Origin of the sequence: Bacteriovorax sp. PP10 (assembly GCF_035013165.1) — a bacterium.
GTDB lineage: Bacteria > Bdellovibrionota > Bacteriovoracia > Bacteriovoracales > Bacteriovoracaceae > Bacteriovorax > Bacteriovorax antarcticus.
The window spans coordinates 1626872-1647459 of record NZ_JAYGJQ010000001.1; the positions used below are offsets into that span (position 1 = coordinate 1626872).

23 protein-coding genes are annotated in these 20588 nt (G+C 39.0%); 13 read left to right on the plus strand and 10 right to left on the minus strand.

Annotation, left to right across the window (positions count from 1 at the left end; all coding sequences use genetic code 11):
• Positions 1-49 precede the first annotated feature (49 nt).
• Complete coding sequence (locus tag SHI21_RS08000) at positions 50-871, plus strand: MBL fold metallo-hydrolase (protein ID WP_323575814.1); 822 nt, start codon at positions 50-52, stop codon at positions 869-871.
• Between the two features lie 200 nt (positions 872-1071).
• Here SHI21_RS08000 and SHI21_RS08005 read toward each other — a convergent pair whose 3' ends face one another.
• Positions 1072-1743 carry a hypothetical protein gene (locus SHI21_RS08005; protein WP_323575815.1) on the minus strand — a complete coding sequence of 224 codons (672 nt, stop codon included), beginning with the start codon at positions 1741-1743 and terminating at the stop codon, positions 1072-1074.
• Between the two features lies 1 nt (position 1744).
• On the minus strand, positions 1745-2083 hold the full coding sequence (locus tag SHI21_RS08010) for a hypothetical protein (RefSeq protein ID WP_323575816.1): 339 nt from the start codon (positions 2081-2083) through the stop codon (positions 1745-1747).
• A gap of 108 nt (positions 2084-2191) precedes the next feature.
• Here SHI21_RS08010 and SHI21_RS08015 point away from each other — a divergent pair, with 108 nt between their 5' ends.
• Together SHI21_RS08015 and SHI21_RS08020 are read left to right on the plus strand one after the other, a co-directional pair.
• Positions 2192-3043: a hypothetical protein gene (locus SHI21_RS08015; RefSeq protein WP_323575817.1), complete on the plus strand. Its 852-nt coding sequence runs from the start codon at positions 2192-2194 to the stop codon at positions 3041-3043.
• 10 nt (positions 3044-3053) lie between these two features.
• Positions 3054-3692, plus strand: coding sequence for a DedA family protein (locus tag SHI21_RS08020; protein ID WP_323575818.1), 639 nt, complete (start codon positions 3054-3056; stop codon positions 3690-3692).
• 81 nt (positions 3693-3773) lie between these two features.
• On the opposite strand, the gene SHI21_RS08025 is transcribed toward SHI21_RS08020, so the two are convergent.
• Positions 3774-5087: a D-alanyl-D-alanine carboxypeptidase gene (locus tag SHI21_RS08025; protein ID WP_323575819.1), complete on the minus strand. Its 1314-nt coding sequence runs from the start codon at positions 5085-5087 to the stop codon at positions 3774-3776.
• Positions 5088-5349: 262 nt separating this feature from the next.
• On the opposite strand from SHI21_RS08025, the gene SHI21_RS08030 reads away from it, so the two are divergent.
• A complete protein-coding gene (locus tag SHI21_RS08030) occupies positions 5350-5940 on the plus strand; it encodes a hypothetical protein (protein WP_323575820.1) in 591 nt (196 codons plus the stop codon).
• A gap of 49 nt (positions 5941-5989) precedes the next feature.
• On the opposite strand, the gene SHI21_RS08035 is transcribed toward SHI21_RS08030, so the two are convergent.
• On the minus strand, positions 5990-6340 hold the full coding sequence (locus tag SHI21_RS08035) for a hypothetical protein (RefSeq protein WP_323575821.1): 351 nt from the start codon (positions 6338-6340) through the stop codon (positions 5990-5992).
• Between the two features lie 51 nt (positions 6341-6391).
• Between SHI21_RS08035 and SHI21_RS08040 the strand changes: the two genes are divergently transcribed.
• Together SHI21_RS08040 and SHI21_RS08045 are read left to right on the plus strand one after the other, a co-directional pair.
• A complete protein-coding gene (locus tag SHI21_RS08040) occupies positions 6392-6859 on the plus strand; it encodes a hypothetical protein (protein ID WP_323575822.1) in 468 nt (155 codons plus the stop codon).
• A 12-nt stretch (positions 6860-6871) separates the two neighbouring features.
• Positions 6872-7609: a nucleotidyl transferase family protein gene (locus SHI21_RS08045; RefSeq protein WP_323575823.1), complete on the plus strand. Its 738-nt coding sequence runs from the start codon at positions 6872-6874 to the stop codon at positions 7607-7609.
• A gap of 61 nt (positions 7610-7670) precedes the next feature.
• Here the strand turns inward: SHI21_RS08045 and rpsD are convergent, their stop codons facing one another.
• Positions 7671-8294 (minus strand): 30S ribosomal protein S4, encoded by a 624-nt coding sequence (gene rpsD / locus SHI21_RS08050; RefSeq protein WP_323575824.1) that lies wholly within the window; start codon positions 8292-8294, stop codon positions 7671-7673.
• Positions 8295-8419: 125 nt separating this feature from the next.
• Positions 8420-9277: an aminotransferase class IV gene (locus SHI21_RS08055; RefSeq protein ID WP_323575825.1), complete on the minus strand. Its 858-nt coding sequence runs from the start codon at positions 9275-9277 to the stop codon at positions 8420-8422.
• Between the two features lie 80 nt (positions 9278-9357).
• Here SHI21_RS08055 and SHI21_RS08060 point away from each other — a divergent pair, with 80 nt between their 5' ends.
• Both SHI21_RS08060 and SHI21_RS08065 read left to right on the plus strand, forming a co-directional pair.
• A complete protein-coding gene (locus SHI21_RS08060) occupies positions 9358-10653 on the plus strand; it encodes a CFI-box-CTERM domain-containing protein (protein ID WP_323575826.1) in 1296 nt (431 codons plus the stop codon).
• Between the two features lie 139 nt (positions 10654-10792).
• On the plus strand, positions 10793-11167 hold the full coding sequence (locus SHI21_RS08065; RefSeq protein WP_323575827.1) for a response regulator: 375 nt from the start codon (positions 10793-10795) through the stop codon (positions 11165-11167).
• Between the two features lie 41 nt (positions 11168-11208).
• Here the strand turns inward: SHI21_RS08065 and grxD are convergent, their stop codons facing one another.
• From grxD to SHI21_RS08080, 3 genes are read right to left on the minus strand one after another with little or no spacing between them, the layout of a single operon-like run.
• Positions 11209-11571 (minus strand): Grx4 family monothiol glutaredoxin, encoded by a 363-nt coding sequence (gene grxD, locus SHI21_RS08070; RefSeq protein ID WP_323575828.1) that lies wholly within the window; start codon positions 11569-11571, stop codon positions 11209-11211.
• An 18-nt stretch (positions 11572-11589) separates the two neighbouring features.
• Entirely contained in the window at positions 11590-11847 is a 258-nt protein-coding gene (locus SHI21_RS08075) for a BolA family protein (protein ID WP_323575830.1), read from the minus strand.
• Positions 11848-11858: 11 nt separating this feature from the next.
• A complete protein-coding gene (locus SHI21_RS08080) occupies positions 11859-12248 on the minus strand; it encodes a hypothetical protein (protein ID WP_323575831.1) in 390 nt (129 codons plus the stop codon).
• A 151-nt stretch (positions 12249-12399) separates the two neighbouring features.
• Between SHI21_RS08080 and SHI21_RS08085 the strand changes: the two genes are divergently transcribed.
• Positions 12400-15357: a helicase C-terminal domain-containing protein gene (locus SHI21_RS08085; RefSeq protein ID WP_323575832.1), complete on the plus strand. Its 2958-nt coding sequence runs from the start codon at positions 12400-12402 to the stop codon at positions 15355-15357.
• Here SHI21_RS08085 and SHI21_RS08090 read toward each other — a convergent pair.
• Entirely contained in the window at positions 15323-16066 is a 744-nt protein-coding gene (locus tag SHI21_RS08090; protein ID WP_323575833.1) for a hypothetical protein, read from the minus strand. The genes SHI21_RS08085 and SHI21_RS08090 overlap by 35 nt on opposite strands.
• A gap of 89 nt (positions 16067-16155) precedes the next feature.
• On the opposite strand from SHI21_RS08090, the gene SHI21_RS08095 reads away from it, so the two are divergent.
• The 4 genes from SHI21_RS08095 (at position 16156) to SHI21_RS08110 (ending at position 20587) form a co-directional block, all read left to right on the plus strand.
• Positions 16156-16518 carry a SirB2 family protein gene (locus tag SHI21_RS08095; protein WP_323575834.1) on the plus strand — a complete coding sequence of 121 codons (363 nt, stop codon included), beginning with the start codon at positions 16156-16158 and terminating at the stop codon, positions 16516-16518.
• Positions 16518-17204: a class I SAM-dependent methyltransferase gene (locus SHI21_RS08100; protein WP_323575835.1), complete on the plus strand. Its 687-nt coding sequence runs from the start codon at positions 16518-16520 to the stop codon at positions 17202-17204. The genes SHI21_RS08095 and SHI21_RS08100 overlap by 1 nt, the downstream gene beginning before the upstream one ends.
• Before the next feature lie 11 nt (positions 17205-17215).
• A complete protein-coding gene (locus SHI21_RS08105) occupies positions 17216-17701 on the plus strand; it encodes a YchJ family protein (protein WP_323575836.1) in 486 nt (161 codons plus the stop codon).
• Positions 17702-17848: 147 nt separating this feature from the next.
• On the plus strand, positions 17849-20587 hold the full coding sequence (locus SHI21_RS08110) for a 2-oxoglutarate dehydrogenase E1 component (protein WP_323575837.1): 2739 nt from the start codon (positions 17849-17851) through the stop codon (positions 20585-20587).
• The last annotated feature ends 1 nt before the right edge of the window (position 20588 follow it).

Here is a 20588-nt window from a genome sequence, read left to right on the forward strand (position 1 = left end):
ATATATAATGTCACAGAACAATAGTCACCGAGAGAATTAGGATAGAGCGATGGATGTACAATATTTTTTTGATAAAGAGACATCAACATTAACTTACATCGTTTACGATGCTAAAACCCGCGATGCCATTATTATTGATCCGGTGTTAAATTATTCGGCCGAAACGGATAAGACAACGACCGACAGTCTGAAGCTGGTGACAGATTTCATTAAACTTCATAATCTTCACCCGATTTACTCTTTAGAAACTCATGCTCATGCCGACCATCTAAGCAGCTCACACCATTTAAAAGACATTTATCCGGATATCAAAATTGCCATCAGTAAACATATTGTGACTGTTCAAAAAGCATTTAAAGATATCGTTCATATGCCGGTCGAATTTAAACCGGATGGATCGCAGTTTGATAAACTGATTGAAGACGATGAAGACTTCAGCGCAGGATCAATCAAGATCCATGCAATCCCAACTCCCGGCCATACTCCAGCTTGTATGAGTTTCCATATTAACAATATGGTTTTCACTGGAGACGCTCTGTTTATTGAAGATGGGGGAACTGGCAGATGTGACTTCCCCAATGGAAGTGCAGAAGATCTTTACCACTCAATCCATGAAAATCTTTATTCACTGCCAGAAAATACAATTGTTTTCGTAGGACATGACTATCAACCTAATGGAAGAGAGTTAAGATTTGAAACAACTATTGGCGCTTCAAAAAGAAGCAACTGCCATTTAAAGTCTGAAACAACCAAAGATGAGTACGTCAATTTTCGCGAGGCCCGCGATAAAACACTCAAGACTCCAAAACTTCTGGTGCCTAGTATTCGTGTAAACATCAATGCTGGAATTGTTCTAGAAGAAAAAAATTAAAAATCCAGTCCCATCGCCAGGCCTGCGCCTTTTTTAACCGGAACAAGTGAGATCCAATAAGGATTTCCTTTTTCCAGATTATAATAAACTCCCCAAGCAAATGAGGCCCCGATCGTAATTCCGGCCGTGATGTCGTGAAGATAATGAAAGTAAAAAGAGAAAGAAATACTTTATGACTACATCCTGATGTGCTGTGAAGACTAATTTTTCTTGGGCGGAATAAAACATTCGAAAACAACTTTATAGGCCTCTTGTCTTTCGCGACCAGTTAGATAAGGTCCGACTGTTTTCCAGATATTTAATTTATCTTTCATTGGCAATTTGCATACACCAACACCACTTTTGATGTAACAACCCGGGTGATAGGCAAGAGTGAATTCTGTAATGTGATTACATGTTTTTGTTTGCTCCGCTTTGTTAGTTGAAGTCGGGCAATTGCCTTTCACTTCACACTCATCAACTAAACCTTTTTGCAGACAGACCATCACTGTGTAAATCCACTCAACACCAACTTTAGAAAAAAGTCCGTCATTGATATTTTTTACATAAGCAGAACAAGTCGGGTGGGCAAGTTTCGTAAAATAATTTACACCGACACTTTCGCACTTATATTTTTCTTCCATGCAGTTATAAAAACCACAAGTGGTATAGGGAAAGCATGATTCTTTTTTCGGGAGAGTGAGGTATTGGTAATCATCTCTTTGACTGAGGCAAGATTCAGGACTGGCACCGCAATCGCCCCACTGCTTTTCTAGCGTTGAAAGGTAAGTCGTCTTCAAGTCTCTTTCTAAAATATATTTAATCTCTATTCCAGGAATAGCAGCAAACAAAAGTTGAGGAACTAAAAATAAAAAAAGAAATGATTTTTTCATACTACTCATGAGTCACTTGAATTTCTTTTTTCTTTTTATCCAGAGTCACTTCAAGCACCACATTTTTATATTTTGTCGGCGCTTCAAATTTATAAATTCCACGAGCAAGTTTTTTAAACTCTAAGTTTTTACCTTCAAGAGTTTTTATGCCTACTACCGAAGCTTTTTCCAGGTCTTTATAAGGCCCATTGTGCTCAAGCTTTTGGTCGTAAATGTAAACCATATTATCATCAAGCATTAAGCAGACTTTCTCTTCTTTAAAAGAAGAAGGGCAGTGAGCAAAAGCTATAGACGCAGTTGATAAGCAAATAATTGCAGTCAGGATGTTTTTTATTTTCATAGTAATAAGGCTACTTATGAAAAATCAGGATGTCATGGGTTGACTCACCAGGTCGTTGAACTTTTTTATCATTAGTCTTTCCCTTTTTGATTCAGTATATTCCGGTCCATGAAAAAAACTAAGTTCGCTCTGTGTTTATTTTTATTATCCCTTGCTTCAACAGCGTTTGGAGCAAAGATCATTCCTGAAAATGATCTAAATAATCCACCTCTTATCATCAAAGACTTTGATACCGTTTCTGAACATGACTTCAATGTCATCACCAGCACTCTTTATAAATTGTATGCACCGATCATCGAAGAAAAAAGCGGACTAAAGTTTGTTATGATGACCGACTGGCAAGACGGAGCAGTGAATGCTTATGCTACACGCACACCGGATGCATGGAATGTGCATATCAACGGTGGGATCGCTCGCGCAAAAGGCATGACGACTGATGGACTTGCTCTAATTATCTGCCATGAAATCGGCCACCACTTAGCTGGAGCACCGAGAACATTTCATTACGACGGCTGGCCTTCAGCAGAAGGGCAGGCCGATTATTTTGCTACATCAAAATGCTTAAAGAAGTATTACGCCCAACTTTCAGTTGAAGGATTTGCTATCGATAGCAGCATCCCGGAAAAAGTTCTGATGGATTGTAATGGTGTGTATAAAAATCTTGCTGATTTAAAAATTTGCGTGCGCTCACAAATGGCCGCACTAGACTTCGCTCATTTCTTAAACTCACTTCCAGATGTAAGAACCCCCGTCTTGCTTGAGGCCACTGATCCAAAAGTCGTGAAGGGGACAAACATGAATGATTATCCAAAACCTCAATGCCGTTTCGATACTCTTTATCAAGGTTCTTTGTGTTCATTAAATTCTGATGTTGCAACTTCAGAGACAGATGCTAAAATTGGTCACTGTAATGATGAATCAAAACCCGGCACACGACCTCGCTGCTGGTACAAACCCTAGGCCTTAAAAAATGGATTTTCTTCACCTTGTTATCGACTTCATTCTGCACATTGAAGTTCATCTTGATTATTTAATTCAAACTTACCATGCTTGGACTTATTTAATTTTGTTCATGATTATTTTCTGTGAAACAGGAGTCGTGGTTCTGCCATTTCTTCCAGGTGACTCACTACTCTTTGCTATCGGAGCTTTTGCAGCAAGGGGATCGTTTGATTTCTGGACCATCTCTTTAACTCTCCTGGTAGCAGCTATTCTTGGCGATAGTTTGAACTACACGATTGGAAAGTATGTCGGCCCTAAAGTTTTTTATAAAAATGATTCGAAGTTTTTTAATAAAGGGCATCTGCTAAAAGCTCAGGCCTTTTATGAAAAGTACGGCGCTAAAACGATTATCATCGCACGTTTTATTCCCATCGTTCGCACCTTCGCACCTTTCGTTGCGGGGATTGGTGAGATGACGTACAAAAAGTTTATGACTTACAATGTGGTGGGAGCGGTTAGCTGGATTTTTATTTTCATTCCGTTGGGATACTTTTTTGGGAATTTAGCTTTTGTTCAACAGAATTTTAAATTAGTTATGATTGCGATTATTGTGATTTCGGTTTTACCGCCGATTATTGAATATCTTCGAGAGAGATCTAAAAAATAGCTGCAGCTATTTTTTGCGGATTATGTAATTCAAGACAAGTTATTATACAAAAAAAGCCCTCTTTCGAGGGCTTTTTTTGTATTAATGTAGATTTCCTTCAATAGCAGTAAAGTCATCTTCTGCATGATCAAGATCGAAGTTCTTCACGTTCTCATCATTGTCATAAGCATGGAATCCTTCAACCTGGTAACCAAAAACTTTTGGTCCACCCATTTCAGTTAAAAGAACTTTTACCATTTCATTTTGAACAGCTTTTGCTCCGTTGATATCAGTTGTCTGGTTAAACACACCAAAGAAGCTGAATCCTTTTTGTGTACTCATCGCACCTGCAAGAGTTGATGTGTGCATAAGTGTTCCAGTCTTTGCTACGAATGTATTTTTTAAGTCAGCTGAGTTCAGACGGTTTCTAAAAGTCCCTTGATCGTTACCTGGAACTGCAACGACATCTTCAAGTTCTTTTTGTTGTCTTTCAGCAGAAGCTTTTAGTTCAGAAATAAGGTTGGCCATGATCGCGCAAGATGCATAGTTATCAACTCTTTTTCCATCAATTGTCGATGGAAGTCCTGAACCATTATAAAGTTTAATTTGATCAGCAGTTAAGCTGAATCTATCAGCTAAAAACTTCTCAAATCCTTCAGCTCCACCTAGGTCTCTAAAAATTGTGTGAGCAGAGTAGTTGTTCGACTTAACGTTTGTTTCTTTTAAGTACTTGTATAGTTCAGGTGAAGTTAAAGTTAAAACTTTAACATCGTCCCCAGCAAGAGGATTTGAATCAACATACTCAACAGTATCAACACTGAAGTTTACATCTTTAACAAAACGGTCTTTTTTAGCAAGACTTGCTAAACGATCGTACTCAGCTCTAAAAACTTTAGACCATGAAGCTGTATTGAAATAAGTTTTGATGTTCTTTCCGTTAGAGTCTCTTGTGATTAACGGGTATTCATCAGTGTGAACTTGAGCGTTTGGATTGATTTGAATATTTTTATCGTAAGTGATTTTATCAAAGTGCTTGTACCCAAGTGTGTTTAATTGAGACACAAGGAAAAGCATTTTTTCATTACTCATGAATGGATCGAAGCTTCCTTGAAGGTGAAGGTTGTTCCCTTTAATGAAAAGCTTAGTGTCGTATCTATAGTTCACACCTTTTTGTTCAACTGCCCAAAGAGATGTTAAAAGTTTCGATACTGATGCCAGACGAATTTGTAAATCAACGTTCTTACCTTGAAGAACACCTTTTTCATCTGTGTAGCAGTATGACTGCTCTGTAGTTGGAGCTACTTTATAAGTTTTTAAAAGTTTATCGAAACTTGCATCAGTCTTTACTGAAGCGAATGCCGAAGTCGTGCTCATTGCAAGCAATGCTGCCGTCGTAATTTTTTTTGTTAGTGTCATACAAGGCCCTCTAGGTAGTAATGTGTGGACTGGGTATAGCGCACGAGGACATTACGATCAATGGATCTTGTAAAATCTATAGGTTCGCTCATCTAATGATGTCTTAGACTTGTTTGGTGTCAAAGTGACCCCAGTTTGTAAGTGTATTTAGTAAGATATGAGGTTTTTCTCAAAACCTTACATTAACACTCGGGAATTGCCCGAACGGTTTGGGTGGGCTAAGTTTTATAGACAAATTTTATATTCCTTATAAGGAGCTATTATGAAAACTTTATTACCACTTATCGCTGCCGCTGCTCTATTTGCTGGTTGTGAGAGAATTGAAGGACAACTAAACGTAACGAAAGCTGTGAAGCTTGAGAACTCAAGAGGGAACTCTAGAACGATTGCAGTAGGGACTTACACTGCAGACATCAAAGCTAATACTAAGAAGAAAATCACTCTTCGTTTAAACAACGAAAGCGATGAAAAATATGAATTCAACATTCCAGATGGATCTATTCCAACTAACGGAACATTCTCTTATAAATCAGCCACAGTTGGTCAACCAGTAGATCTAAGCGGATCTGTGGCGACAAACGTAACTGAATCAGGAATCGGTCAAACGACTGAGTCTTGCCAGTACCAACAACCGGTTCAATCTTGCTGGCCTCTACCAAATGGTGGAATGAGCTGTTCAACTCATATGGAAACTAGATTTGGAACAAGATGGATCCAGTACTTTGATAGAACAACTTCTAGAGATGTAGGTCTATCAATCGCTGTAGCTAATACGAATGAAGAAGCTGCTCAGTTCTCTGGACACAATACAACTGTTGAAAGAGTTGTAATGAACGCTTCTCAGTGCCGTTAATTTTAAAATTAAAATAGAAATAAAAAGGCCTCCGAAATGGAGGCCTTTTTTATGATACTTTCCAAGCTGGACCTGGCGTAATTGAATATTTCTCACGAATCGCTACGATGTCATCCAGGATATTTTCCTGTTCAAGATAGTAACCCAACTCATCCAGCACTTCTTCTTCATCAGTCGTTAAAAGAATACCACTCATGTAATGTATGTATTCCTCACCATCTTTTTGAGATGAAGTGATGATCAGATTGTATGGCCCGAGAGTTCCTTTTTTAATTTCAATCATTGTTTGATTGGGAAGGCGATTAAATTTATCACCCATTAAAAGAGTGACGTCTTCGAAGATTTCCTTTTCTAGGGAAATCTTGAAATTGATGTTTTTATATTCGGTTTCAAAATTCATGATAAAATAATAATAACTGAATTTTTTAGAAATGTATAAGGGAGTCTTTTAGTGACAGAAGCAACTTATTGGCGAAAATGCGGTAGCTGTAAAAAAGAAATTGGGTTTAATACGATTTATCAGGTGTGTAACGTTAGTACATGCAGAAAGATGGTGTTTTGCTCAGTAGACTGCTGGAACCTTCACAATCCGGTTATGAATCACAAAAGCTCATGGGCCGAAGAAAACAGATCCCCTAAAAAAGAAAACTACCGGCCAGAAGAAGATGGAAACGCTCAGAGAAGAATCCTGGTGACCAATAGGACATCAGAATCGTCGAGTGCTGGCAGTGCCAATGAGGAAGAAGTTCTTATCGTGGCCTCAAAGTTAAAACAATACGTAAAAGATAAGTACGATATGAACACTTCGGCCAACGTGATGGAGGCCCTTTCTCGAATCGTGAGAAGGCAAACTGACCGTGCCATTGAGCGCGCGAAGAGTGAAGGAAGAAAAACATTAATGGACCGTGATTTCGAGTAAGGGACAAATAAAATGCAGTTGCTTTATCCGCTAGAATTTAGAAATTCACTCGAGGTAAGACTCGATAGTGCTCATTTGGGTGGCGATCACCATGATGAATGGTGTGATATTTATAAACTTGAAGACCTCTCACAACTTGATCAGCTCAATCTTTTAATTGGTCTGGGAGATTTTTTTAAATTCATGCCGGTGATGTCGTCGACTCCCAAGGGCCAGATTAAAAAAGACATTCTCAAGCACGAGATCACAGACTCGGTGACATTTTTTGGTGGAAGCTTTTTTCCATTTCACCTGGGGCACATGAGCTGTCTCGAGCTTTGCCCTGAGAAAAACATCGTTTTAGTTCTGGATTGCAATCCACACAAAGAGCAGATGGATAAAATGAATCCTTATGATGATTTTATGCATTTGTGCCAGACTTTAGCAGACACTCCATACTCAGTTTACCCGGGATTTTTTGGCCGAAATAAACCAAATCCTACAGCGAACTGGCTTCCACTGGTTAATATCCGTGAGAAAAATTTCCTGATGGGGGATGACTCTTTCATGAGTCTCTTGAAATGGAATGAACCAGAGAAACTTTTGAATGCTTTGACGAAACTTTACGTTGTTCCCAGAGAGTATGATGTCGAAGAATACAGTGATCAGATAAAAAAAATTAAAGAGATCAATCCAAAAATTGAAATTATCGTTCTTCCAGACCACCCGTACAAAAATTTAGCGTCTTCAAAAATCAGAAATCAAAAATAGAATTGAAATTTAGGCAAAAAAAAAGGCTCCCAGAGGGAGCCTTTTTTGAATTTCGTGAAAATTATGGTTTAACTTTCCAATAGAATTCCGTTACCAACTGACCAGCGTATTCGAAAGGAATATCACTTGGAAGTGGAAGGTCTACAGCTGTAGCAATTTTTCCATTGATTGTGTAACAAGCAGGAACCGAAGGAAGTCTTGGAGTTGCCTGAGCTTGTTGGTAGTTAAGAGAAGCGAATCCTCTTTCTGTAAGAGTGATTACGTCACCTTTTTGGATAGTGTAACCAGCTACGCTGATTTTCTTTCCGTTAACTAGTACGTGTTGGTGAGAAACCATTTGGTTTGCAGCCAGCATCGATGGAGCCCAGTTAAGTCTGAAGATTACGTTAGCAAGTCTTCTTTCAAGAGTAATTAAAAGAGAATCCATCCACGCTTGAGACTTGTCTTTTTTAGCTTTCTTTACGTAGTTAACTAATTGACCTTCTCTGATTCCGTAGTGGTATCTAAGTTTTTGTTTTTCTTTTTGACGAACAGCAAAGTCAGAGATTTTCTTTCTCTTGTTACCGTGTTGTCCTGGACCGTATGGTCTTCTTTCTAAAGCGCCTGCTTTTCCTAGACCTGGAATTTCAATTCCTAATGATCTTTGGATTTTAAAACGGCTTCTACCTGTAGTACTTCTTGCCATGAACTGACCCCTAAATATGATTAACTTTGTAACAACTTCAACTTTTTGGAGTTGTGATTTAATAAAAAATACGTCCGTTAGTAATACCGGCAAGCAATTGTCATGTCAAGATGAGAAAAACACGTTTACTTCACAAAATCTAAATATAGTTTAAGGAGTTCAAGCGTTTGGAGTCCCGGGCGGCCATTTTTGACTGCGTGGTTCTCGATTTTCGTGACTGGGACAATATTTCGCGTAGTGCTAGTTATAAAGCACTCGTCGGCATCTATAAAGTCTTTTTTCGTGAGACTTTTTTCAATTAGAGGCAACGGAAGCCTGCCATCTTTAGACATCTCGATCAAAGTTTTTCTGGTTAAGCCGTCCAGCACTCCGTCGGCCAGGGGCGGAGTATATAATGTTCCGTCCTTGATGATCCAGGCGTTGCTGGTTGTGCCCTCAGTGACGAATCCATGAGTATTGATGAGGAAAGCATCGTAGGCAGCACGCTCGTGCGCCTCGCGGTTAGCGAGGATGTTTTCCTGGTAGTTTCCGGTTTTCGGGAGCGATCCAGAGGCTTCGATTTGTTTTTGATAGAAGATCATCGAAACGCCGTCAGTGACCCACCATGCAGGGTTGGGCTTAATTTCTTTAGTAAAGATGACCAGATTATTAGGGCCGGATAATTCTGTATCAAGGCCTAGGTCACTGTTGGTTCCGCGAGTGAGAACAATTCTTATGGTGACGTTCTGGTAAGGAGACGCTTCAACTGTTTTTAACACTTCGCTGGTGATGACTTCTTTTGAGTAAGTAGGGATGAGGGAGATTTTTTCGGCCGAGAGAAAAAGGCGATCAATATGGCGCTCGAGACGAAAAGGCTTCTTGTCGAAGGTGCGAGTGGCCTCATAGACTGAATCGCCGTAGAGGAAGCCTCGGTCAAATACCGAGATCTGAGCTTCAGGGCCTTTCATCAGATTGCCGTTAATGTTGATTAAAAAATCTTCCATAGTAGAGAACCTATAGAATTTATTGGGATAAATCAATCCATAATTCATTGACGTTTAGATGATATAAAAGAGATAATTTTATGATGAAAAAATACTTACTTCTGTCATTCCTGACTCTATGGGCAGCTCAATCATTTGCAGCTGATAGCATCGCTTTAAATCCAGATATTGATTTTGCTATGAATGGAAAAACAAATATTACTTTTCCATTGAATGTTGTTTCGACAACGAAGACTCCGACAGAAGCTGCGCCTGCAAAAGTTTACGTGCCGATGGGTGGTCCTAATGGGCAGGCCAATTATATTATTGAGAAAGGCGTAACGACACTTTTTTCTAAAGCAGATGCTGGGACAAATATTCAGTTCCCTCTTTATGTTAACGTAGGTGCTGGTGATAGATGGTTGTATGTTGCAGTTAAGGCCACGTCGACAGCGTCGAATCCTTACAGGTTAACGAAGAAGATTTTTACGACACCTTATAATAGTGTGACGAACAGAAATGAAACTGTTCCACTGACAACTCCTGAGTTGTGTTCTCAGCAGGCCGATTGTGATAATTTTGCGGCGACTTCTAATACTGAAAAAAAATTGATGGTTTATTTCTTTCTTTCGGCAGACCAAGCTCTTACGATCCCGCAAGATATTGATCCAGTGACGGCCTATCCGGGTGGGATCTTTTTTGAAGTGAATATGAGTAATCGTATTTATGACAGCACTCAGGTTCTTCCTGTCATTACGGCCATTAGAAGTGGTGATAAACGAGTTATTATTTCTTATACATCAACGACAAATATTGCATCTCCAAAAGCGATGAGAGTTTTTATTCATGATGGTGCACCAGGAATTGTGAACCAGCCCATTCAGAATTATTACACAGCTCAGGCGGGATCACGTCTTTATACAACTGAGTTTGCTTACGCCTATTCGGGTGAGGTGACTGTTAATAATTTAGAGAATGATTCACAATATTTTCTCTCTGTTTTACTTGAAGACCAGTATAAATTCGGAACAGTTTTATCTGATGATGCGTTAGGTGAGGCAAAAGCAATCGAAGAGCTTTTAAAGAAAAATGCCTGCTTTTTACTAACAGCTGGCTTTGGTGAAGACCACTATGTAATCTCATATTTTAGACATTTCAGAGATACCGTTCTTTCTCAATCTTATCTTGGACGCGCTTTCATCAATATTTATTATGAGACGGCCCCTAAGTATGCCTTAATGATTTATCAGCACGAAGGGATCAGAGCAGTCATCAGAGGCTTCGCTTATACGCTTTATTTTATCTTCAATTTTTACTATGTTTTCATTGCTGGAGCAGTGTTTGCTGGGGCGGCCCTTGTTTATCGTAAACGCGATAAATTTAGGCCATCTCTATAGGAAATTTTGTTTGAGCCACTGCAATATTAAGATTTCATTACGCTCATAAATAAGTTTTCGCTAAGAGTCTTAAATTTATTTATAGCAAAACCAATAAAAAATTAAGATTTGATGCAGCGTTTTCGACTATAATAGTTTAATGGTTGAACGTAAAAATTTGATGGTTCTCATCGTTGATGATGAGCCAGACATTCTTGAATTAATGGAAGAGGAATTTCGTTACTGCGGTTATCAGACAATGACAGCTGTTTGTGGAAACGATGCAATTAAGCTTCTAGATTCTCAAGCTATTGATATAGTCGTATCTGACTATAAAATGCCCAATGGAAACGGTATGGCCGTTTTATCACACGTTAATAAAATGAATAAAAAACCAGTGTTCTTTTTCGTGTCAGGACAAGCTGATGTGAGTACAGAGGATGCAGTGAGAGCGGGAGCGAGAAAGTTCTTTTCGAAGCCGTTTGACCTGGATGAACTGATTAAAGAAATTGAACAGGATATGCTGACAGCATAGTGAGCGGATACTTTTAATACCCGCTCGCTAAAATCTAAAATTTACGCTTTTAATAATTCTTCTAATTCACCATTTTGCATTAACTCAGTAACGATATCGTTACCACCAACAAGTTGTCCCTTAACGTATAGTTGTGGGTATGTCGGCCAGTTAGAGAATTGCTTTACACCGTCTCTGATATCCATGTCAGACAGGATATTAAACGTCTTGTAGCTGACTCCGTGGTGGTCAAGGATTCTGATAACGTTTGCAGAGAATCCACACTGAGGCATATCAGGCACGCCTTTCATGAATAAGAAAATTGGAGAAGAATCGATTAGGTTTTTAATACGAGTATTAATATCTAAGTTTTTGTTTTCTTCTTCTACTGCTGTTCTTTGAACGACTGCGAATGGGTTAGTCATAATATATCTCCCTTTTGATTATTTAAGTTGAATTCCACGCTTTTCAGCTGTGGCAAAGTCCATAGTTTTTAATTGAACGGCATGGATTTCTGCTTTTAAACTTTCTTTTAATAGATCCATTACCATCTGGTGTTGAGCGATTAACATCTTTCCTTTGAACTGATCACTTACGATCATGATGTCTAAATGGTCAGCTGTGCCAGTCATATCGTTCACCTCGACGTGAGCGTCAGGTAATCCAGATTTGATAAGTGCTTTTACGTTTTCGAATGCCATATATGTAATTCCTATTTTGGTATAACTGCAAAAAAGCTTGTAATTAATGTAAGTGTTCTAAGAGCGAAGGCCGTCCAACCGAAAAGGCGGTGACGAGGTCTGATGGTGCGGTCACCCTTAAGCAGTTTTCTTCCTGTAACTACTAGTAAAACATAAAAAATAACTGAGAGCACAGCAAAAGTGACGTGCACGTTTAAGATCATAGGGTTTACTAATGCTTTAGAAGCTTTAGCGACAGCGTCTCTTCCCAACTCAATTTGTAGGATTAAAATAACATCCCAAATAAGTACAACGCTCATTGTGGGAACATGAATTTTTCTATTTTTCCTCTTAGTGATTCCGAAAACCATAAGTGAATAAATAAGAAATGATTGAATCTGAAATACAACTGCAGTTGTCATGGATTATCCTATAAAACTTGAGTTCCTCACCATAATAGATTTGGTGCGTTTATTCAATGTTTACGCGAAGTCTAAATCAATTGCTTTTTCATAGTGATAAAAACATATTAAAGTTTGGAAATCACCCACACACACAAAATCAGGAATTAAAATGGATCATAGGCTTTCAAAATGGGCCGTCATCGACGTTGAAACGACTGGAGCGGATGCTAGTTACGATCAAGTAATTGATTTAGGGTTTTTATTATTTGAAGGCACTAAGCTTGTTCAAAAATACTCAAGCCTGGTTCAGTACCCGGGCGAGCTTTCTTCATTCATTCAAAAGTTAACTGGGATTACACCCAAGATGCTGAGCCACGCTCCGACGTGGAGAGAAGTCGAAAAAGAACTACAAGAGCTTTACGGTGTAAAACTGATTGCTCACAACTCCGATTTTGAGCAGGGATTTTTAAAGAGATCATTTGATAAGATTGATGATGGGACGACTCGTGAAGAGTACTGCGATACTATGTTGCTTCTGGGCCTTTTGTTTCCAGAATACTCTTCGCTTAAACTTGAGCACTTTATCCAGGACTGGAAAATTGCTGAGACTGAAACTCACAGAGGGTATGAAGACTCACTCGATTTATTAAAAGTCGTCTTAGTCTCTGCTAAACTTACCAGATTAGATAAAGCTCTTTATCAGTTTTTAAAATTACAATTATTAGAAAAGAAAATTTTAGCTGATGAATTTTGGCTGATGAACTTTTTACACTTAAGTGATGACGAGCTTTATGAGATTGCCTCTCAGATTGATTTTGATCTGGACGCTCATACTGAAATCGCCAGAATTCAAATCTGGGGAAAGAGATTTCCTGAAATCGTAAAACCAAAACCTGTTAAGAAGAATTTTGATCTCGCTTTTAGCGGGCAAAATATCAAAGACATTTTCAATAACGAAGAAAAAATTAAAGAGATGTTTCCGCTTTATAGAAAACGTCAGGCACAGATCGATCTGGCCGTGAAAGCGGGGCAGTCGCTAAAAAATAGTATTCACAGTTTAATTCAAGCTCCTACCGGAACCGGGAAGACGTTTGGGTATTTGATTCCAGCGGTTTTATTTTCGATGGAAGAAAAAAAGCCGGTGCTGATTGCAACGGGGACAAAAACACTTCAGCATCAGGCCTTTGATAAAGACGTTCCTCAGGTGAGGGAGTTTTTAGGTTTAACTGAAGATGAAATGAAAATTAAACTTTTAGTAGGGTCTAATAACCATCTTTGTGAATCGTTATTTCGTCAGGAAGAAAGTGAGAATTCACTGCTTGGTTATTCTCAGGATTTTGATAGTGCATTTACCTCGCTTTATTTTGAAACAGTCTTTTTTCATAACAGTAGAGCAAAAAACAGCGATAAATTAATTCGTGATGATCTTCCTTATGTTTTAAAAAGAAAGAATGAAGCACTTTCGAAAAAAGAAAAAGAAATTGCGGTTGATTTCAGGTCTTGTTCTGGAAACAATTGTCCGTTTAAAAATAACTGTAGCTACATTGGTGGACTTCGTGATGCCCGTGAGGCCAATATTATTATTGGGAACCATTCTTTAATGTTCTCATGGCCAAAAGGGATGCCGAGACCACTTCATATCGTAGTGGATGAGGCACATAAAATTGAAGAAGAAGCGACGAAAGCGTACTCGCTGGAAATCGATCAAAAAAGTTTTGAAATTTATATTTCTAATCTTCAGCATCTTCAAGGTGTGGGGTCTTTATTTTATCTTCTTGCTCAAAACGAAACCACGCCAGGTGAGTCGAGTGAAGTGATTAAAACTCTCCGTGAAGAAACACTTAAAGCTTATACGATGCTGATGGATCACTTAACTCCGTTGGGTGAGAAAATGGGATTGTATTTCAAGCGTATGCCGAAATACACTGAACTATTCTGGAATGAGCTTCCGATGATTAATCGTGAGACTCATAAAGAGCAAATTGCCACTTCGATTCTCAATTCATTGGAGAGTGTGCACTTTATTCTTGAGACTTATATGAATCACTTCCTTCCGTACGCGGGACGATTTGATGTGAAGAATTTAAAAAGTGAAAATGAGATTATTGCCTTTACCAGATGGGAGTCTTTTTTCTCTCAGTTGTCGGACTATGTTTTAACATTTGAAAATTTATTAAAAGATGCTCCTAACTACTGCCGTTCGATGAAGTATTTGGACTCTGATGGGTACTTATTTTCTTCTTCACCTGTTGATGTGGGAAGAATTGTGAATGAGCAGTTACTTAAAACTTCTGCCTCAGTCATCTTTACATCTGCAACACTGGCAAACGGGACAGGAGACACTGGAGCTCGTGGGATTGAGTGGGCGACTGGGTATTCATATCTAGAGCCAGAGAGACGCTTTAAAACGGGAACGTACTTACCGTTTACGTTTGATTATAAGAAAAATACGAAAGTGTTCTTATGTGATGACGGGCCGTCTTTATATCAGCAGAATTTTGTTGAGCACAACTTGAAAACGATCAAGCCTTTGATTCAAAAGCTTGGCGGTAGAACGTTATTATTATTTTCGGCGAAGTCTCGCTTTGAAGTCGCTCGTGAACTATTACTGCGTGAATTCGAAGGGCAAATTCCACTATTCATTCAAGGTATGGGGACGAGTGTGGTTGAAGACTTTAAGCGCTCGGGATCGGGAATCTTACTTGGAATGGAGTCATTCGGGGAAGGGATCGACATTCCGGGAGACGCACTTCAATTTATTTTCGTTGATAAGGTTCCTGATTTAAGAATGGATTTAGTTATTAATGAGCGTCGTGATTTTTATGAGTCTCATTTAGGCAATGAATTCACAGATTATTATCTGGCCCATAGGACGAGATCTCTTCACCAGAAATTGGGAAGACTGCTTCGTACTGAAAGAGATTATGGTGGGGTTATTATCGTTGATAACCGCGTGAAGAGTTGGAAAGGCAAGACGATGGAGAAGTTGGTTAAACTAATGGAGCCGTACAATCTTGAGCGTGCGACATTAGCTGAAGCATGTGAGCAGATTGGGGATTTTATTTTGAATAAAGATACTAGTGAGTCAGAATCTACTCTTTCTCAGTCAGATCATTCAAATACTTAATTTGAATTTTCGTCCCATCGTCAGTACGGATCATGTAAGGAATACCGCCGTGCTGGCTGATGAAGATTTTTACGTGAGGTGGCTCTTTAATGTTCTTAAAGTCAGTTCCCTCGTCGTACATACGAAATTGAGTCGCTTGCACGTTTTGTCCGTCGATATTCATCTTCTCAGTTGTAAGACTGGCGCGTTCTAGGATGACGTTTTTGAAAAATGGCGTCTCTTTATATTCCCATTGATTGAATCCAACTAAAATATTGAAAGAGTTTTTCCCGCTGGCATCGAATTTCTTTGATCTCATGAAGAGCATTGAACTTGCTGCTATGGGAGTAGAGATATGGTATTTAGGAGCAGTCACGATTTCGGCCGTGAACTCTTCGTTTTTTGTACTAGTGAACTTGTAAACGAGGTGGTTTCTTTTTGAATTGTACTCGTAAGTTTCTTTAGTCGTCTCTTTTCCCATCACTTTTTCAACTAAGACAAAAGTGGGGATGTACTCTTTATTGACGCTATACTCGACGTGAATATTTAAGATTTCTCCAGTGGTAACTTTAACCACGGCTTCTGAGATATAGTGATAACTCTGGTCTTTTTTATCGCGATAAACATCGAAATTTTCTTCGGCGTAAATATTCTCGTTGCGGTAATAATTAAATGCGCCTCGATAAATTTTATCTTCTTTGCGGTAAGTTTTCGATGTCCAGTTTTGCATAGGTTTATTCTAATGAACAATTTGATAATCTCAAAGGCAAAAGATATAGTAGTGATACACTCAAGTTTTAATATAAGGAGATCAAAATCATGATCAGTTATGAAACCTATAAGATTCTGCACATCTTTACACTTTTTATGGTGGTATCTGCCATGGGGGGAGTTGTAGCGGAAGGAAGATGGATTCCAAACAAGACTTTTAAAATTGTTGTGGGTTTTTTAAGCTTTTTAGTTTTTGTTGGCGGGATGGGGCTAATTGCTCGTCTGGGCTTTAAGCATACTGAACCGTTCCCATTATGGGTTATTGTGAAGATTACTTGCTGGATTATTTTAAATTTAGCTTTAGTCACTCTGTTTAGAGTTGAGCAAAAAAAGTTCAAAGGGTTTTGCGTTTGGATTAGTGTTGTGGCGGTTTTCGTCGCAGTTTATTCGGCCGTAACAAAGCTAGCATAATGAAAAAAGAGACTAAATCAGAAGCTGAGAAATTAGGCGCGAAAGGATTCTCGAAAGAGTATTGGGACGTCAATTATGCCGATCCTGAAGAGATGGACAACATTGTTAATGCTAAAGAGCACGCCGAATATATGAAGGCGATTTTTGGTCTTGAGTATGTCGACATCAGCAGCGTGATCGATCTTGGTTTTGGTTTGGGAATTTTATTTAAAGAAGTGATGAAAACTTTTGTGCCGTATAGGGCCCATGGAATCGAGCCATCAAAACACGCTTTTGATATCGTCTCTAAAAAGAAGATTTCTCCAGCAGAAAGTACCAAACTCACGTTGGAGAATACCGATCTTTTAAGTTGGGCAAAAAAAGAAAATAAGCGCGAAAAAACTTATGATCTCGGCCTTTGCACATCGGTCTTTCAGTATTTATCAGATGAAGAGATTGAGTTTATTATGCCAGTGCTCTCCCAAAGAATTCGCTATCTTTATTTTTCAGTTCCTACTAATCTAGAACTTAAAAGACAAGTGAGTGACCTGGAGTTTAAGGACGAGTACGCGATTCATAGAACGCGCGAAAAGTACTTAAAACTTATCCGTCCGCACTTTACTTTTATTTCTAGCAGACTCTTGGAATCCAAAGTTCACTTTGATGAAGAGAGCACACATTTTACGGATTTATTATTTAGATTTTAATAGGGGTTATTATGAAAGCTTGTCCATGCGGATCGTCTCAAAATTTTTCAGATTGTTGTGAACCATTTCTTAAAGGCACAAAAAAGGCGCCTACAGCTGAAAAGCTTATGAGATCACGCTACTCAGCATTCGCGACAGGACAACTTGATTATGTCGAAAAAACTCATATTCCTTCAGGGCGTAAAGACCTGGACATGGAAGGGGTCACTTCGTGGGCGACAAACTCAGAGTGGTTAGGTTTAGAGATTCGCGAAACTGAGAAAGGCACAGAGAAAGATTCAACTGGAAAAGTTGAGTTTAAATGTAAGTTTATCTTCAATGGTGCTGAGCAAACTCACCATGAATTAAGCACTTTTGAAAAAGTCGATGGAGAGTGGTTTTTCGTTGATGGTGTTATGAGAAATAACACTGTGAGAAGAAGCGAACCTAAAATCGGCCGTAACGATCCATGCTCATGCGGATCTGGAAAAAAAGCTAAAAAATGCTGCTTGCAATAGGCATCATTTTATAACCTTTGAGCACACTAGACATTTCTTCCTAATAAGAAATAAAGCTTAAAATTTTGGTATCTTAGAGCTATATTATAGATACCAAAATTTTAACCGAGTAAAACACTCACGGTGTTTTTTTGTTTCAAGGTGTATATGTCTAAAATTTTCGATTTTTCAGCCCTATCAAGCTCCGACATTACTTTTATCGATTCACTTTACGACAACTTCAGATCTAATCCTGAATCAGTTGATGAATCATGGCAGAGATTTTTTCAAGGTTTCGAATTTCAAAGCGGAAGCTTTGGAACGGCCGGAACTTCTGGAGAAGGAATCACTGATGCGAAACTTCGCGCAGAAATTAATGTCTTCCGTATTATTCAATCATTCAGATCTCGTGGTCACTTATTAGCTGATACGAATCCAATTCGTCCAAGAAGAGATAGAAAAGCAAGAATCTCTCTTGAAGAGTACGGTCTATCAGATGCTGATAGAAAAACAGTTTTTCAATGTGGTGAGTTCTTAGGAATAGGTCCTGCGACTCTAGATCAAATCTTAGATCACATGAAAGAAATCTACTGTGCAAAAATTGGTTTCCAATACATGCACTCAAACAACACGGACATCCGTCGTTTTATGAGAGAGAAGATTGAATCAACTGCAAAGAAGATTGAAATCTCAATTGATAAGAAAAAAAGAATCCTACAAAAATTAAATGAAGCGAACGTTTTTGAAAACTTCCTTCAAACAAAGTACGTTGGACAAAAAAGATTCTCACTGGAAGGTGGGGAAGCAACAATTCCTGCTCTTGATGCTATCATCAACAAAGGGGCGGAGCTTGGAGCAAAAGAATTCGTTATTGGTATGGCCCACAGAGGTCGCTTAAACGTTCTTGCTAACACTGTAGGAAAAACTTACGAGTACATCTTCACAGAATTCGAAGGTGGATCACAAGAAGAGCTTTCAGGTCACACGGGAGATGTTAAGTACCACATGGGATTTACATCTGTTCAAAAGACCATGATGGACAAAGAAGTTTTCGTAAAACTTCTTCCAAACCCTTCGCATCTTGAAACGGTTGCTCCAGTGGCCATCGGTTACTGTCGTGCTCTTGAAGACAATCACTACAACAACGACTTCTCAAAAGTTATTCCTATTATTATCCATGGTGATGCAGCAGTGGCTGGCCAGGGTGTAGTTTATGAAACACTTCAAATGAGTAAGCTTAAAGCTTACAACGTTGGTGGATCAATCCATATGGTTATCAATAACCAAATCGGATTTACGACAGACATTGAAGATGCTCGTTCATCTCAATACTGTGTGTCTGTTGCTAAAGCGATTGAAGTGCCAATCATTCAGGTTAACGGAGATGATCCTGAAGCCGTTGTGTACGCTGTTGAGCTTGCAGTAGAATTCAGACAAAAATTCAACGAAGATATTTTTATCGATATCGTTTGTTACAGAAAGTATGGTCACAACGAAGGGGATGAACCTCGTTACACTCAACCACACCTTTACGGGCTTATCACAAAACATAAAAACCCAAGAGAGTTATACCTTGACCAGTTAATGGCATCAGGGAAAATCGAAGCAAAACTTGCAGCTGATATGATGGATGCTTACAAGCAACTTCTATCAGACAGATTTAATAACGTTCGTCAGAATGAAGTTCCAAAAAAATCTAAAGGCCCGCATAAAGACTGGGAAGGAATGGAATTTTCAAATGCTAATTCATTTGATGAATCTCCAGCAACTGGTGTTAAGCGCGAAGTTTTAGACCGTGTAGCAAAAGCTATCAACACTGTTCCTGCCGGAATGGAGTTGATGAAAAAAGCTCAAAAGGTTCTTGATGACAGACAAGCTTTCTATGATGGCGACAAACTTGACTGGGCACTGGGAGAGTTACTTGCTTACGGATCTCTTTTAGATGAAGGTCACCCTTTAAGATTCACAGGGCAAGATGTTGTTCGTGGAACGTTTTCTCACCGTCAGGCAAAAATGTTTGATGAAAGAACAAACGAAGCTTACTGTGGTCTGGAAAACATTTCTCCAAAACAAGGTCGCGTAGGATTATACAATTCACTTCTATCTGAGTACGCAGTACTTGGATTTGAATACGGATACGCTTGGGGATCTCCACAAGCTCTAACAATTTGGGAAGCACAGTTTGGGGATTTCTCAAACGGAGCTCAGATTATGATCGACCAGTACATCACATCTGCTGAAGTAAAATGGCAGAGAATGAACGGTCTGGTTATGTTACTTCCACACGGAAATGAAGGAGCTGGTCCTGAGCACTCGAGTGCAAGACCGGAAAGATACTTACAGATGGCCGCTGACAACAACGTGGTTGTCGCTAACTGTACGACTCCTGCCAACATGTTCCACTTACTTCGCCGTCAAATTGCTTGGAACTTCAGAAAGCCAGCAATCGTTATGACTCCGAAGTCACTTCTTCGTGACCCTCGTTGTACATCAACTCGTGAAGAACTTTCTAACGGAAGATTCCAGGAAGTATTAGACGATCCGAATACAGGGAAAAAAGTAACTCGCTTAATTCTTTGTACAGGAAAGATTTACTACGACATGTATGAGAAAAAAATTGCTGATAAACGCGATGACGTGGCGATTGTTCGTTTAGAACAAATCCACCCTTTACCAGAAAAACAATTAGCTAAAATTCTTGAGAAATATAAAGGCGCTGAAACAGTGTGGGTACAAGAAGAAGCTAAGAACCAGGGATACTGGACGTACCTTCTTCGTTTCGACATGTTCAGAGACTTTAAATTGATCAGCAGAAAATCGTCGGCATCTCCTGCGACAGGATTTTCTAACGTACACAAAAAAGAACAAGCAGAAATCGTAACGAAAGCATTTTCAAAAGAAGGATAAT